13 protein-coding genes are annotated in these 14,421 nt (G+C 73.7%); 5 read left to right on the top strand and 8 right to left on the bottom strand.

Going from position 1 to position 14,421, the window contains the following annotated elements:
• Positions 1-8: 8 nt before the first annotated feature.
• The 4 genes from GL259_RS13320 to GL259_RS13335 all read right to left on the bottom strand — a co-directional run bounded on the left by GL259_RS13320 (position 9) and on the right by GL259_RS13335 (position 4,957).
• Positions 9-1,514: an alpha-N-arabinofuranosidase gene (locus GL259_RS13320; protein WP_159532416.1), complete on the bottom strand. Its 1,506-nt coding sequence runs from the start codon at positions 1,512-1,514 to the stop codon at positions 9-11.
• 295 nt (positions 1,515-1,809) lie between these two features.
• Positions 1,810-2,673, bottom strand: a complete 864-nt coding sequence (locus GL259_RS13325; RefSeq protein ID WP_159532418.1) for a carbohydrate ABC transporter permease — start codon at positions 2,671-2,673, stop codon at positions 1,810-1,812.
• Positions 2,670-3,611: a sugar ABC transporter permease gene (locus tag GL259_RS13330; RefSeq protein WP_159532420.1), complete on the bottom strand. Its 942-nt coding sequence runs from the start codon at positions 3,609-3,611 to the stop codon at positions 2,670-2,672. The genes GL259_RS13325 and GL259_RS13330 overlap by 4 nt, the downstream gene beginning before the upstream one ends.
• Positions 3,608-4,957: an extracellular solute-binding protein gene (locus GL259_RS13335; RefSeq protein WP_159532422.1), complete on the bottom strand. Its 1,350-nt coding sequence runs from the start codon at positions 4,955-4,957 to the stop codon at positions 3,608-3,610. Before GL259_RS13335 ends, GL259_RS13330 begins: the two co-directional genes overlap by 4 nt.
• Before the next feature lie 298 nt (positions 4,958-5,255).
• Here GL259_RS13335 and GL259_RS13340 point away from each other — a divergent pair, with 298 nt between their 5' ends.
• The 5 genes from GL259_RS13340 to GL259_RS13360 all read left to right on the top strand — a co-directional run bounded on the left by GL259_RS13340 (position 5,256) and on the right by GL259_RS13360 (position 10,948).
• A complete protein-coding gene (locus GL259_RS13340; protein ID WP_159532424.1) occupies positions 5,256-6,491 on the top strand; it encodes a DUF6545 domain-containing protein in 1,236 nt (411 codons plus the stop codon).
• Between the two features lie 109 nt (positions 6,492-6,600).
• Positions 6,601-7,107: a toxin gene (locus GL259_RS13345; protein ID WP_243762296.1), complete on the top strand. Its 507-nt coding sequence runs from the start codon at positions 6,601-6,603 to the stop codon at positions 7,105-7,107.
• The gene (locus tag GL259_RS13350; protein WP_159532428.1) at positions 7,104-8,288 is read left to right on the top strand and encodes an MAB_1171c family putative transporter; all 1,185 of its coding nucleotides are present in this window, start codon (positions 7,104-7,106) and stop codon (positions 8,286-8,288) included. Before GL259_RS13345 ends, GL259_RS13350 begins: the two co-directional genes overlap by 4 nt.
• A gap of 49 nt (positions 8,289-8,337) precedes the next feature.
• Positions 8,338-9,522 carry an MAB_1171c family putative transporter gene (locus tag GL259_RS13355; RefSeq protein ID WP_159532430.1) on the top strand — a complete coding sequence of 395 codons (1,185 nt, stop codon included), beginning with the start codon at positions 8,338-8,340 and terminating at the stop codon, positions 9,520-9,522.
• Positions 9,523-9,547: 25 nt separating this feature from the next.
• The gene (locus GL259_RS13360; RefSeq protein WP_159532432.1) at positions 9,548-10,948 is read left to right on the top strand and encodes an FAD-dependent monooxygenase; all 1,401 of its coding nucleotides are present in this window, start codon (positions 9,548-9,550) and stop codon (positions 10,946-10,948) included.
• A gap of 102 nt (positions 10,949-11,050) precedes the next feature.
• Here GL259_RS13360 and GL259_RS13365 read toward each other — a convergent pair whose 3' ends face one another.
• The 4 genes from GL259_RS13365 to GL259_RS37645 all read right to left on the bottom strand — a co-directional run bounded on the left by GL259_RS13365 (position 11,051) and on the right by GL259_RS37645 (position 14,227).
• Positions 11,051-11,905, bottom strand: a complete 855-nt coding sequence (locus GL259_RS13365) for an SMP-30/gluconolactonase/LRE family protein (RefSeq protein WP_159532434.1) — start codon at positions 11,903-11,905, stop codon at positions 11,051-11,053.
• Positions 11,902-12,675, bottom strand: a complete 774-nt coding sequence (locus GL259_RS13370) for an IclR family transcriptional regulator (RefSeq protein WP_159532436.1) — start codon at positions 12,673-12,675, stop codon at positions 11,902-11,904. The genes GL259_RS13365 and GL259_RS13370 overlap by 4 nt, the downstream gene beginning before the upstream one ends.
• Before the next feature lie 152 nt (positions 12,676-12,827).
• The gene (locus tag GL259_RS13375; RefSeq protein ID WP_159532438.1) at positions 12,828-14,072 is read right to left on the bottom strand and encodes a PucR family transcriptional regulator; all 1,245 of its coding nucleotides are present in this window, start codon (positions 14,070-14,072) and stop codon (positions 12,828-12,830) included.
• Entirely contained in the window at positions 14,069-14,227 is a 159-nt protein-coding gene (locus GL259_RS37645; protein WP_166461484.1) for a hypothetical protein, read from the bottom strand. Before GL259_RS37645 ends, GL259_RS13375 begins: the two co-directional genes overlap by 4 nt.
• Between the last annotated feature and the right edge of the window lie 194 nt (positions 14,228-14,421).

Raw genomic sequence — 14,421 nt, forward strand, 5'->3', positions numbered from 1 at the left:
GGCGGGGTTCACGCCAGGCGGATCACGTTCCAGGACAGCGGCTCCAGCACGGCGGAGAGCCGGCCGTCGGCCAGGGTCGTGCCCTCGGCCGCGTGCGGGACGACCCGCTCGGGCTCGGCGAGGGTGTTGCGGGCGTCGGGGTCGGCGTCCGACAACACGCTGTGCTCGACGACCGAGGTCAGGCCGAGGCCGCCCAGGGCGACCTCGAGGGGCAGCGGCCCGGTGCGGCCGCGGTTGACGGCGAACACGGTGACCGAGCCGTCCTGCGCGCGCACGGCGGTGGCGTGCAGCAGGTCCGTCTCGCCGTACTTCCTCGTCCCGTACGTCGGCGAGTCCACGCGGACGTCCAGCACCTCGCCGCGGCCGTACTTCGAGGCCTGGGCGAACGGGAAGAACGTCGTCTGCCGCCAGGCCGGGCCGCCCGGCTCGGTCATGATCGGGGCGATCACGTTGACGAGCTGCGCGAGGCAGGCGACGGTGACGCGGTCGGCGTGCCGGAGCAGCGCGATCAGCAGCGAGCCGAAGACGACCGCGTCGGTGACGCTGTAGTTGTCCTCCAGCAGGCGCGGCGCCTCCGGCCAGTCGAGCGCGCTGACCTGGGCTTCGGTGCGGGACAGGTACCAGACGTTCCACTCGTCGAAGGAGAGGTTGATCCTCTTCTTCGACTTGAGCCTCGCGCCCACGTGGTCGCAGGTGGCGACCACGTTCTCGATGAACGACTCCATGTCCACGGCGGACGCGAGGAAGGAGTCGACGTCGCCGTCGACCGGCTCGTAGTAGGCGTGCAGGGAGATGTAGTCGACCAGGTCGTACGTCTCCTTCAGGACCGTCGCCTCCCACTCGGCGAAGGTCTCCATGGACTGGCCGGAGGAGCCGCAGGCGACGAGTTCGACGCCCGGGTCGATCTGGCGCATGGCGCGCGCGGTCTCGGCGGCCAGGCGGCCGTACTCCTCGGCGGTCTTGTGGCCGGTCTGCCAGGGGCCGTCCATCTCGTTGCCCAGGCACCACATGCGGATGCCGAAGGGGTCCTTGTCGCCGTGCTCGACGCGCAGGTCCGACAGGGCCGTGCCGGAGGGGTGGTTGGCGTACTCCTGGAGTTCCAGGGCCTCGGCGACGCCCCGGGTACCGAGGTTGACCGCCATCATCGGCTCGGCCTGCGGGCCGATCTTCCTGAGGAAGGCGATGTACTCGGAGAGGCCGAAGCGGTTGGTCTCCGTGGAGCGCCAGGCCAGGTCCAGGCGGCGGGGGCGGTCCTCCACCGGGCCGACGGAGTCCTCCCACCGGTAGCCGGAGACGAAGTTGCCGCCGGGGTAGCGGATGACGGTGACGCCCAGCTCCCGGACGAGGTCGAGGACGTCCCGGCGCAGTCCTTCCGCGTCGGCGGTGGGGTGGCCGGGTTCGAAGATGCCGGTGTAGACGCAGCGGCCGAGGTGTTCGACGAACGAGCCGAAGAGGCGGGGGTCGACTTCGCCGACGGTGAAGGCGGGGTCCAGGGTGAAACGGGCGGTGCGCATGGGGTCCTTTCGGTGCGTTGTGCGGTGCCGGTGCGTGGTGGTTGCTCGTGCCCCCGGGCGAAGGCGTCGCCCGCGTCGGTCCGGTGCCGGCCGTCCCCGGGGGGGCGGGCGCCGGTGACGCCGCCGGTGGAGCGGGCGGCGTGTCCGCCGGACTTCGGGCGCATCACGGCGGGGCCGTGGACGATCCGCCGGCCGGTGACCGGCCGGGGGCCGGGGTGGCCGGCCGCCCGGGCCGGGTGGGGCAGCGGGGCCGGGAGGGCCGCCGCCGCGACGGCCGTGGGGGGTCTGCGCGCGGTCACTGTCCCGCCAGTCCCGTATGGGCGACGCCCGCCACGATCTGCCGCTGGAAGAAGACGAACACGGTGATCAGGGGCAGGCCCGCCATCAGGCCGCCGGCCATGAGCTGGGCCCACTGGATGCCGTAGGAGTTCATGACGGTCGCGATGCCGTTGGGCATGGTCATCAGGTCGGGGTCGTTGGTCACCATGTACGGCCACAGGAAGTTGTTCCAGGAGCTGATGAAGGTGAAGATGCCGACCGCCGCGAGGGAGGGGCGGGAGAGCGGGAGGACGACGGTGAAGAGGACCCGCCAGCGGCCGGCGCCGTCGATGAACGCGGCCTCCTCCAGCTCGCGCGGGACGCCCTGGAAGAACTTGTAGAGGATGTAGACCATCGCGGCGGGCGCGCACTGCGGCAGGATCATGCCCCAGTAGGTGTCGACCATCCCCATCTGCTGGACGGTCGTGAACAGCGGGACGCCGAGGACCGCCGGGGAGATCATGAGGCCGGCCATCACCACGCCCATCAGGACGGCCCTGCCGCGGAACTCCGTGCGGGCGAAGCCGTATCCGGCCAGGGCGCTCACCAGCAGGACGACGGCGGTGACGCAGACGGAGACGACGAGGGAGTTCACGAACCAGTCGGTGATGTTGCCGGTCTCGAACATCGCCGACCACGCCTGGCCGGTCCAGTCCTCCGGCAGCCAGTGCGGGGGCACCTCGACGGCCTCCGTCTCCGACTTCAGGGAGGTGAACAGGGCCCAGGCCAGCGGCGACACGATCACCGCGGCGACGGCGGCGCCGAGCAGGGTGAGGACGATCTGGCTCGGGGTCCAGCCCCGGCGGTTCCTGGTCCGTACCGGTGCTGCGGCGGTGGTCATCGGCCGCCCTCCTCACGGTTGCGCAGCAGCCACATCCGTGCGAGGGCGACGGCCGCGATGAGCACGAAGAAGATGATGGAGACCGCGGAGGCGTAGCCCACGCGGTAGGCGGTGAAGCCCTCTTCGAGGGTGAACTGCACGAAGGTGCGGGTGGAGTCCTCGGGGCCGGGGCCGAAGTCCATCATGACGACGGCCTGGTCGAAGACCTGGAGCGAGGCGAGGATCTGCAGGGCGATCACCAGGCCGGTGATGTTGCGCAGCATCGGCAGGGTGATGCGGACCGTGCGGTGCCAGGCGTTCGCGCCGTCCAGCTTGGCGGCCTCGTACAGGTGGGCGGGGATGCCCTGGAGGGCGGCGAGGTAGAGCAGGAAGCTGAAGCCGACGGTCCACCACAGGGTGCAGACGACGACGGCGAGCATGGCGTACGACTTGTCGGACAGCCAGGGGGTCTCGATGCCGAGGACGTGGTTGACCACGCCGGTGCCGGGGTTGAACAGCCACTGCCAGAGGTTGCCGGCGACGGTGGAGGGCAGCAGGAACGGCATGAAGAAGCACAGCCGCCACAGCCACGTGCCGCGTTCGATGTGGTGGGCGAGCATCGCCAGCCCGAACGCCAGGACGGTGATGCAGGGCACGACCAGCAGCGTGAAATAGGCGCTGTGGCCGAGGGAGTCCCACATCAGGTCGTCCCTGAGGGCCTCGCGGTAGTTGTCGAGGCCGACGAAGTCCGCGTCGTCGCCGGAGATGTTGGCGTCGGTGAAGCTGAGCCACAGGCCCCGCAGCAGCGGCCAGATCACGAACAGGGCGAACAGCGCCAGGAACGGGGCGACGAACCACCCCCCGTGCTGGAAGCCCTGGCGGCGGCGGACGGCGGCGGTGCCGGCGGCGGCCCGCGCGGACGCCGGGGCCACGACGGTCTCGGCACTGGCGGTCGTCATGCGGCCGCACCTCCCTCGGCGGCGGTGCGGCCGTCCATCGGGTTCTTCATGGCGAGCAGGTGGGCGAGGACGCCCTTCATCCGGGCGGCGGCGGTCTCCGGATCGGCGGAACCGGCGGTGGAGGCCATCACGACGGGCCCGATGCGCTGGGCGAGCAGCCCGGTGGAGCCCGCGAACCACACCTTCGGCTCGGTGGCCTGGTGGTCCATCGCGGAGACGTACTCGCTCTGCGGCTCCAGCTTCCGGTACGCGGCCGAGGTGAGGGTCGGGGTGTAGGCGGGGATGTGCCCGCCGCCCGCCCACTGCCGGGCGTGCCGCACGACGTAGGCGGCGAGCCGGTGGGCGGCGTCGTTCCCGGTGCCGCCGCGGCCGGACCGGTGCGGGAGCACGAAGGCGTGGGACTCGGCGTGGGTGGCCTGCCTGCCGAAGACGGGCGGCAGCGGGACGGCGCCGTAGTCGAGCTTCGCGGTGTCGAAGACCGGCACCGACCAGTTGCCCTCCAGGGTGAACGGGGCGCCGTTGACGAACTGTTCGGCGTCGGCGGCCCCGGGGACGGTGTAGCCGTCGGTGATGTGCCGGCGCAGGAACTCCAGGACCTCGGTGGCCTTGCCGGTGTCGAAGGCGACCTCGGTGTTGCCCGCGCCGAACCAGGTGCCGCCGAGCTGGGTGTAGAAGGCGACGAACATCCACCACTGGATGTTCAGGTCGTTGACGTGCAGGCCGAGCGTCTGCAGTCCCCCGCGGGCGGCCTTCCTCGCCTCCTTCAGCACGTCGAACCACTCCTCGGTCGACGTCACCGGCACCATCCGGCCGTCGCCGCCGAGCAGGCCGGCCTTCTTCAGCACGTCCCGGCGGTAGAAGCAGAGCTGCACGTGGATGTCGAGGGGCAGGGCGTACAGCTCGCCGTCGACGACGGACCGCTTCCACAGGTCGGGGTTGAAGTCCTTCTCGTGCACGCCGTACCGGGCGAGCAGGTCCACGTCCCAGGGGTCGAGGAGGCGGCCCGGGGAGAAGCCGGGGACCCGGCCGAGGTGCATCACGGCGAGGTCCGGCGCGCGGTTGCCCGCGGCGGCCATGGCGAGCTTGGTGTAGTAGGGGTTGCCCCACTGGAGCGTGGAGTCCTTCACCGCGATGTCCGGGTGGTCCGCACGGAAGGAGTCCAGCATCGCGATCATGTTGTAGCCGTCGCCGCCGCTGAAGAGGTTCCAGTAGCGCACCCGGGTGTCCGCGCCGGAGGCGAGTGCGTCGGCCCCGGTCCCGAGCGCCGCGAAGCCGAAGCTTCCGGCGACCGTCAGCCCGCCCAGTCCGGCGAGGAGTTGTCTGCGATCCAGGCCAGGTCGTCCCATACCTTGCCCCATCCGCTCGGAGGTTGTTCGGTATGCCGAATAGCGCTCGCAACTTCGAACGGGACCGTAGGTGTCGGGCGCGGCCGCGTCAATGCTTCGGACAAGAACCCGGGGCAGGACTTCTCCCGCGCCGGCCGGGGCGCGCCCCCGCGGGCGACGCCGCGCGACGGGCACATGCGGTCATGCGCGGCCGGAGAACGGTCACCGGTTCGCATGACGCGGGCACACGTGGCCGCGTAGGCTCGAACGGCCTCGAGTACGGAGGCGGACGAGCGGCGGACGAGAGCGGGGGCACGCGATGGGCGTCGCGGACGCGGCCACGGGTCCGGCCTCGTTCCTGAGCGAGTTCTACACGTCCTTCTGGTGGATCCCGGCCGCCGTCCTGGCCGCCGCCCTGGCGATCAAACTGCCGACGATCATCCGGCTCTGGGCGGACCCGCTGCTGCGCGCGGTCGGCGGTCTGCTGCTGCTCGCCTGCGCCGTCTTCGTGTTCGTCGCGCCCTCGACCATCGTCTGGGTCAACCGGGTCACCGGCGTGCCGAACATCTCGGCGCCCTGGGTGTACTCGCTGCTCACCGCGTTCTGCGGCTCCTGCCTGGTGCTGATCATCGCCTGGCGCGACGGACTGTCCGAGCGCTCCGCCGCCACCCGCCGGGCCACCCGCTGGGTCGTCCGCGCCTACGGGGGCGTGATCGCCCTGCTGTGGGTGCTGTTCGCCCTCGCGGACGTGCCCGTGGAACGGACCCGGGACCTGGACACCTACTACGCGACGACGCCGTTCATGCGCGAGGAGATCCTGCTCTACCTCCTCGCGCACACCACCGCCGTCCTCATCACCTCGAAGCTGATCTGGAACTGGATCCGCACCGACGGACTCGACGCCTGGCTGCGCTGGGGACTGAAGTTCCTGGGCGTCGGCTACGCGCTGAACCTGGCGTTCGACGCCGCCAAACTCACCGCCGTCGCGGCCCGCTGGACCGGCAACGACCTGGACTGGCTCAGTCTGAACGTGGCCCCCGCCCTGGCCTGCCTGTCCGCCGTGTCGATCGCGGTCGGCTTCATCCTGCCGCACGCCGGCCAGTACCTGCACGAGCGCTGGCGGCTCCGCCTCGCCCACCACCGGCTGCGGCCCCTGTACCAGCTGATGAGGAGCGTGCACGGCTCCGGCGTGCCGTTCGTGCTGCGCGCCAGCCCCGAACTGCGCCTGACCCGCCGCGAGACCTTCATCCGCGACGTGCTGCTGCCGCTGGCCCGGCGCACCGACGAGCGGCTGCGCGAGCGGTCGTACGCCGCCGCCCTCGGCCTCGGGTTCGCGCCGGAGCGGGCGAAGGCGCTCGCCGCGGCCGTGGCGATCCTCGACGCCGTCGACGCCGGACCCGACGCGGACCGCGGCGACGACGCCCACGACCCCGACACCACGGACCTGCTCCGCGAGATCGGGGCCGTCTCGCGCGCCCTGCGCCACCCCGAGGACATCCGGGAGGTCCGCATCCGTGCCGCGGCCCCCGGGGACACCGTGGCGGTCACCGAGTGACCGTGCCGCGCGCGGAACTGGCCGGGACGGCACCCGTCTTGGCATATTGCACAGGTGACCGAGCCACGACCGGGGAAACGGGGAGACAGCGGTGCGTACCAGGAAGGAGATGCGTCGTCTCGCTGACGCCCTCATCGACCCCATCCGGGTGGAGGTCCCGGTGGATCCCGAGGTCCTGTTCGAGGCACTGGTCGCCTCCGTCAGCGCGTGGCGGGGGCGTGAGGTCGTCGTCCACCGCGCGGCGTTCCCGCCGCACACCGCCAGCGGGCTGTGGCTGGAACGCGAGCACCACGACGACGTGGTGGTGGACGAGCGGGCCGCCGTGTGGCACCAGATCGTGATCCTCTGCCACGAGGTGTGGCACATGAACCGCCGGCGGGCCGAGGCGGCGTCCGCCGGCGAGCAGGCCCGGCCGATCGCCGCGCGCACCGACTTCAGCCTGGCCGAGGAGCAGGAGGCGGACCGCTTCGGCATGCTGATGGGGCGTCGGCTGCGCACCTGGCTGGAGGCCTCCACCGACTCGGTGTTCGCCGCGGAGGGCGGCGACCCCGAGGACCCCCAGGACCTCGCCGGACGCATCGGGGCCGCGCTCAACTACCGCGGGACGAGGAAATGAGCGGTCTGATCAACTACACCAGCTGCGGGGTGCTGTGGCTCGGCCTGGTGGCCAAGTCCCCCGACCTGCTGCGGCACCGCCGCGATCCGTACCTGCGGTCCATCTGCGCGGTGCTGGGACTGGCCGGGCTCTGCTTCTTCCTCGGGGCGCCGCCGACGGTCGGCGCGGTCAACCGGCTCGGCGGCGTGCCGAACCTCGCCGCGCCGCTGACGTACGCGGCGATCACCGGGTACTGCGCCGCCTCCCAGGTCCTCATCGTCCACTGGCGCGGCGGGCCCCGGGTGCACCGCACCGCCCGGCGCTGGATCCTCGCCTACGCCGGTGTCGTCCTCGGCATCGCGGTGACCTTCGCCCTCGGCGACGCGCCGGTGGAGCGCCGCACCGACCTGGACACCTACTACGCGACCACCCCGTTCATCGCCCAGATGATCGTGCTGTACCTGGTCGCGCACCTCACCGCGGTGACCGTCACCACGGTGTCGTCGCTGCGCTGGGCGCGCCGGGTGCGGGGCGGGCTGCGGGTGGGCCTGGTCCTGCTCGGGACCGGTTCGCTGTGCGGCGCCGGGTACAGCGTGGCCAAGCTCGTCGCGGTGGGCGCCCGCTGGTCCGGACGGGACTGGTCGGCGCTCGGCACCGCCGTCTCCCCGGCCGCCGCCGGTCTCGGCGCCCTGCTGACGGTCGTCGGGGTGCTCGTCCCGCTGGTGGCGCCCCGGGTGACGGAGTGGCGGCGGGCCCGGCGGACGTACGCCCGCCTCGAACCGCTGGAGCGGACGCTCGACGACCTGCTCACCCGCCGGACGCTGCGGCTGCCCCGGCCCCGCTTCACCTCCCCCACCACCCGGCTGGTGTGGCGCCAGACCAGCATCCACAACGCGCTGAGCCACCTGGACGCGTACTTCGACCGGGAGGTGTACGACCGGACCTTCGCCGGTGTGCTGGAGGCGACGGGGGATCCGGAGCGGGCCGAGGCCGCCGCCTGGGCCGCGGTGATCACCGCGGCGGTGCGGCACGAGGCGGACCCGGGGCGGGAGGCGCCGCGGCCCGGCGCCTCCGGCCGGCTCCTCGACCGGGTGCCGGGACCGGCCGGCCTGGCCCGGATCGCCGACGCGCTGGCCGGGGCCGTCCCGGGGCCGCCGGCCGCCGCCGTGTCCGGCGGCAGGACCACGGCGGGGGCGGCGTGAACCGGGGGGGCCGCGGCACCCGGGGGCCGGCCGAAGGGAGCCGTCCGGCGTGAGTCTCGTCGTGTACCTGGGGGCCCTGGTCTTCGGGATGTCCTCGGTGCTGCTGCTGCGCCGCCCGCGCACGGCCGTGCGGAGCCCGCTGACCCTGTCCACCTGCGTGGCGATCGCCCTCGGCGCCCTGGTCTTCGTCTGCGCCGCGCCGGCCACCCTGTCCGCCGTCAACGAGCTGACCGGCGTCCCCAACTTCGGCGCGCCGCTGACCTACGGCATGCTCTCGGCGTACAGCTGCTCGGTGCTCGTGCTGCTGATCAACTGGCGGGGCGGCCCCCGCGGGCGGGTGCGGCGCATGGTGCTGCGCAGCATCGCCGCGTACGGGGCGCTGGTGGCGGCCATCGTCGTGCTGTTCGCGCTCGCCGACGCGGACACCGAGCGGCTGACGGACCTGGACACGTACTACGCCAACACCCCGTTCATGCGGGAGATGATCCTGCTGTACCTGCTCGGGCACAGTGCGGCGATGCTGGTGATGTGCGCGGTGTGCGTCAAGTGGGGCCGCGAGGTCACCGGGCTGCTGCGGATCGGGCTGCGGCTGATCCTGTGCGGGGCGCTGCTGGACGTGCTGGGGTTCCAGCTGGCCAAGTACACCGCGGTCGTGGCGCGCTGGTCGGGCCACGACCTGGACTTCCTGTCCACCACGCTCGCCCCGCCGATGGCCTCGCTGGCCGCGCTGCTGTGCGCGGCGGGGTTCGTGCTGCCGAGGCTGCTGCCGCCGGCCCTCGCCCAGTGGCGGGGGCTGGGCGACTACCGGCGGCTGGACCCGCTGTGGTCCCTGGTGAAGTCGGTGTCCACCGCCCCCCGGCCCCCCGCCTCCTGGTGGCAGCTCCCCCAGGCCCGGCTCCAGTGGCGCGAGGTGTCCATCCACGACGCCCTGCTCGCGCTGGCGCCGTACTTCGACCACCGGGTCCGTGAGCGGGTGCGGGACACCGCCCTGAGCGCGGGCCGCTCCCCCCACGAGGCCCGCCTCGCGGCGGAGGCCGCGATGCTCGCCGACGCGGCGCGCCGGGCCGCCGCCCGCGAGGAGCCGCCCGAGAGCACGGGCACGTACCGTCTGCACGCCACCGAAGTGTCCGGCACCGGCGGGCTGGTGGAGCTGGCCCAGGCGCTGGACCGGCCGCCCGCCGGGGCCGCGCCGACCGCCGCGCCCGACGGCGCGGCGCCGCCGTCCATGGCCTGACCCATGACCGAACCCGAGGAGCCCCATGTCGCGTAGAGCAGTCGTCATCGGTGCCGGCCTGGCCGGCACGCTGGCCGCGGCCGTCCTGTCCGCCGCGGGAGTGGACGAGGTGATCGTGCTGGACCGCGACGACCTGCCCGAGGGGCCCGAGCACCGCAAGGGGCTGCCGCAGGGACGCCACGCGCACCTGCTCATGGCCGGCGGGCTGGCCGTCATGGAGGACCTCGTGCCGGGCGTGGGCCTGCGCAAACGGCTGCTCGCCGCCGGGGCCCACGAGATATCCCTCAGTTCGGGCATGCTCGCCCTCACCCCCGAGGGCTGGCTCAGACGGTGGCGGCGCGAGGGTCCCGTCATGCTCACGTGCAGCCGGGCCCTGCTGGACTGGGAGGTGCGGTCCGCGGTGCTGGAACACTGCCCGGTCGAGGTCCGCAGGGCCGCCGTGGTGGGGCTGACGGGTTCCCCGGAACGGGTGCGGGGGGTGCGCGTCACCGCCCCCGGAGGGGACACGGACCTGGAGGCGGACTTCGTCGTCGACGCGAGCGGGCGCGGCACCCGGGTCGTCACCTGGCTGGCAGGGCTCGGGCTGCGCGGGATCGAGGAACGGACCGTGGACTCCGGTCTGGTGAACGCGACGCGCGTCTACCGGGTGCCCGAGGGGGCGGAGCGGTTCCCGCTGACCATCGTGCAGCCCGACCCGTACGGGTCCCGGCCGGGGCGCAGCGGGATGGTGCTGCCGATCGAGGGCGGCCGGTGGATGGTGAGCCTCGGCGGCACCCGGGGCGGTGAACCGCCGGCGGATCCGGAGGGCTTCCTGCGGTACACGCTCGCGCTGCCGGACCCCCTCGTGGGACGGCTGATCTCCGGGGCCGAACCGCTCACCGACGTGCACCTGAGCCGGTCCACCAGCAACGTGCGGCGGTACCTGGAGAGGTCCGCGCGGTGGCCGGAGGGCTTCACCGTCCTCGGGGACGCGCTGGGCACGTTCAACCCGGTGTACGGGCAGGGCATGTCGGTGGCCGCGTTCGGCGCGCGGGTGCTCGGCCGGGAGGTGAGCCGCTGCGGCCTCACCGCGCCCGGCCTCGCCCGGCGGGTGCTGCGCGGGGCGGCGCGGTCGGTGGACGCGGCGTGGTCCATGGCCGTCGGCCAGGACGTGCTCTACCCGGGGGTGCGCGGCGGCCGGCGGGGCGTCGCCGACCGCGCCGTCGCGGCGTACACGCGGCGCATGATGAAGGCGGCCACGGGTTCCTACGCGGCGGCCTCCGCGATCTGGGACGTCACCAGCATGCGCACGCCCCCGACCCGCATGTTCCACCCGGCGGCGCTCCTGGCCGCCCTCGCCGGCTCCCCGCTGCCGCCGCTGCCGGAGGCCCCGATGACCCCGGGCGAACGGAAGGTCCTCCAGGGCCTCGACCGGACGGGCCTCTGAGCGGGCGGGCCTCCGACCGGGCGGACGGGCCTCAGCGGACGGAAAAGCCTCGGCGGGCGGACGGTCCGGCCCCGCCGGCCCGTCCGCCCGCCCGGTCCCGGCTCAGCCCTCGAACGCCGTCGGTGCGAGGCCCCTGCCCACGCCGGGGAGCACCAGCAGCGAACCCGCCAGCGGGTGGGGCGCCGTGAGGCCCACCCGGGCCGTGGTGACGTACAGGTCGGTCAGGCCGGCGCCGCCGAAGGCACAGGCCGTGACGCGGGGGACCGGGAGCGGGATCACCCGGTCCAGGTCGCCGGCCGGCGTGTAGCGGCGCACCGCGGCGCCGTCCCACAGGGCGACCCAGACGCAGCCGTCGGCGTCGACGGTGAGGCCGTCGGGGAAACCGGCGCCCTCCTCGATCCCGGCCAGGGGGCGGCGGCCCGTGATCCGGCCGGTCGCCGCGTCGTGGTCGAAGACGTCGATGCGGCGGGTGGGGGTGTCGATGTAGTACATGAGGCGGCCGTCGGGGCTCCAGCCGGTGCCGTTGCTCACCGTCACGTCGTCGAGGACGGTCTCGGCCGTGCCGTCCCCGGTGATCCGGGAGAGCGTGCCGCCGCCGGTGGCCTCGTCGTAGCGCATGGTGCCGGCCCACAGCGCGCCGTCCGGGGCGACGGCGGCGTCGTTGGCGCGGCGGCCGGGCACGGCCTCCCGGTGCAGCCAGCGGAAGGCGCCGTCGGGGTCGAGCAGGCCGACGCCGTCGCGCAGGTTGAGGACGAGGCCGCCGCCCGCGCGGGGCTTGACCGCGCCCACGTGCTGCTCGGTGCGGCGCAGCGTGCGCCGGCCGGTGGCCGGGTCCCAGGTGTGGACGCGGGAGGCGAGGATGTCGATCCACAGGAGGCGGCCGGTGGCCGGGTCCCAGGTGGGCCCCTCGCCCAGGGCCGCCTGCGCGCGGACGGCCACGTCGAAGGTGTGCGTCACGCCGCGCTCCGGTGGCCCAGGCGCTCGGACAGCTCGGCGGCGCCCTTGACGGCCAGTTCCTCCAGCTCGCCCAGGCGCTCGTCGCTCCAGCGGATCATCGGCACGGAGATGGACAGCGCGGCGACCACCTGTCCCGTGCGGTCGCGCACCGGCGCGGCGACGCAGGAGACGTCCGGGTTGGACTCGCGGCTCTCCACGGCCACGCCCCGGGCGCGGATCTCCGCAAGGGTCTCGCGCAGGGCGGCCGGGTCGGTGATGCTGTTGGGGGTCATCGCGACCAGCTCGGCGTCGTCGGGGACGCGCGCGGCGAGCTCCTGCTCGGGAAGGGAGGCCAGCAGCATCTTGCCGACGGAGGTGCAGTGGGCGGGCAGCCTGCGGCCGGCCGCCGACACCATCCGCACCGCGTGCGTGGAGTCCACCTTGGCGATGTAGATGACGTCGGTGTCCTCCAGGATCGCCACGTGCACCGTCTCGTCGCAGGTCTCGGCGACGGACCGGGCGACCTGCTGGCCCTCGGCGGCGAGGTCGAGGTGCTCGGCGTAGCGGGCGCCGAGCTGGTACGGGCGTACGCCGAGCCGGTAGCGGCCGGGCTGGCCGGCCACCGGGACGATGTACTTCCGGGCGGCGAGCGTGGTCACCAGCTCGTGGACGGTGGTGCGCGGCAGCTGGAGCCTGCGCACGATGTCGGGGGCGGAGAGCGTCCCGTCCCCGTCGAGGAAGAGCTCGAGAATGTCGAGAGCCCGGGTCACGGCTGGTACGAGGCGTCCCACGACCGGCCCCCTCCCTAATGTGTCTCAGGCGCCTGCGTTCGTTCGAGATTTCAACAGGCGATCGGAATGGCGAACACACAGGCTAGCCATCCGGGCCGGACCGGGCAATGGCACACGGCGGGCCGGCTCCGCCGTACCTCCGCCGTCGCAGGTCACCCCAGGCGCGGGTCCCCCAGCGTGCCGCGCAGCCGCTGGGCCCTGAGGACCAGTTCCAGTTCGAAGCGGCGGTCCGGGTCGTCGATCTCGTCGCCCCACAGCTCGCGGATCTGCCGCAGCCGGTAGCGGACGGTCTGGGGATGGACGCCGAGCCGCGCCGCCACCTCCGGCGCCCCGCCCCGGGTCTCCAGCCACGCCAGCAACGTCTCCGCGAGCCGCCGCCCGTGCGTGGGACCGCAGTGCGTCAGCGGGGCGAGGCAGCGCAGCGCGAGGTCGTCGATCAGCTCCTCCGGCTGGAGCAGCACCAGCGCCTCGGTGTGCTCGGTGCAGTGCAGCACCTCGCCGGCCGGCAGCAGCCCGCGCTCCATCAGACGCAGCGCGGCCTCCGCCCAGCGCAGCGACTTCGCCGCGTCGGCGACCGCCACCGGCGGCCCGATCGCCCCGGACCAGCCGGCGAGCGCGCGGTGCAGCAGTTCGGGGCGGCCGGCCGCGTCCGGCTCGGGTATCACCATGCGCGGCTGCTCGTACTCCATGTCGAGCAGCACGCCCTGCCCCACCGCGGGCGCCACCGCCTCCCGCGCCGGGCGCAGCAGCACGCCGACGGCGACCCTCCCGGGCAGCGGCCAGCCGATCCGCGCGGCCCGCTCGGCCAGCGCGTCGGTGGGGTCGCCCCGGTGCTGTTCGGTGAACAGCAGTTCCATCAGCCGGCGTTGCAGCCGCAGCAGCTCCCCCGCCTGGCGGGCGGCGGCCTCGGCGTATCCGCGCACGGACTGGTCGACCAGGCCGTCGAGGTACTCGTAGCCCGCGTCGACCAGTTCGTACATGGCGGGCGGGGGGATGTCGACGCGCTGGCCGATGTCGGCGAAGCAGCGCCAGGCCAGGCGGACGCCCAGGCGGTAGATCGCCTGGAGGGAGTCCAGCGACCGTCCGTGCAGGCCCTCGCCGCGGCCGAACTCCTGGAAGACGCCGGGCGGCACGGTCGGCCGCCCGGCCGAGTAGTCCGCGTGCGCCACGTGCTGGACGAAGACCTCGATGGCGCGGCGGATCCCGACGAGGGCCATGGGATCGCCGGAGTCGTCGAGGACGACGGGCAGGTGGGGGTACTCGCGCCGGATCTCGCTCATGATGTGCTCGGCGAGCGCGGGCGCCTCGGCCATGGCGATCTCCGCGAACCGGCGCACCTGGTGGCGCGGTACGTCGTGCCAGGCGGAACGGGCCGCGGCGGTCCGGGAGGCGGTCACGGCCCGGTGCTCCCGGCGGTCCGCTCATAGGTGATCATGGGGGTGTTCGGCTGGTCGGGCCGGGCCTCGAGCAGGGCGACCACGCCGAGCGCGGTGCCGACGGCGAGGGCCGCGGCGAGCGCGACCGTCAGCGCGGCGGCGAGCAATCTGGACATCGCAGGGTCAGCCTCTCTGTCGGGAGGTTCCCCACCCCCGCACCGTGACCGACCACCCCCGCACCGTCGTGCCCAGTGTCGGCATGGCGTTGACACCCCGTCAAGAGGGGGCCTACGGTTCCCGGCCCATACGTCCCGCGCACATTCCTCCACGGCCTCGGCCGTTCCGCGTCGAGCCGTCCCGAGCCTCTGGA

The organism is Streptomyces sp. Tu 3180 (assembly GCF_009852415.1).
In the GTDB taxonomy this organism is placed as follows: domain Bacteria; phylum Actinomycetota; class Actinomycetes; order Streptomycetales; family Streptomycetaceae; genus Streptomyces.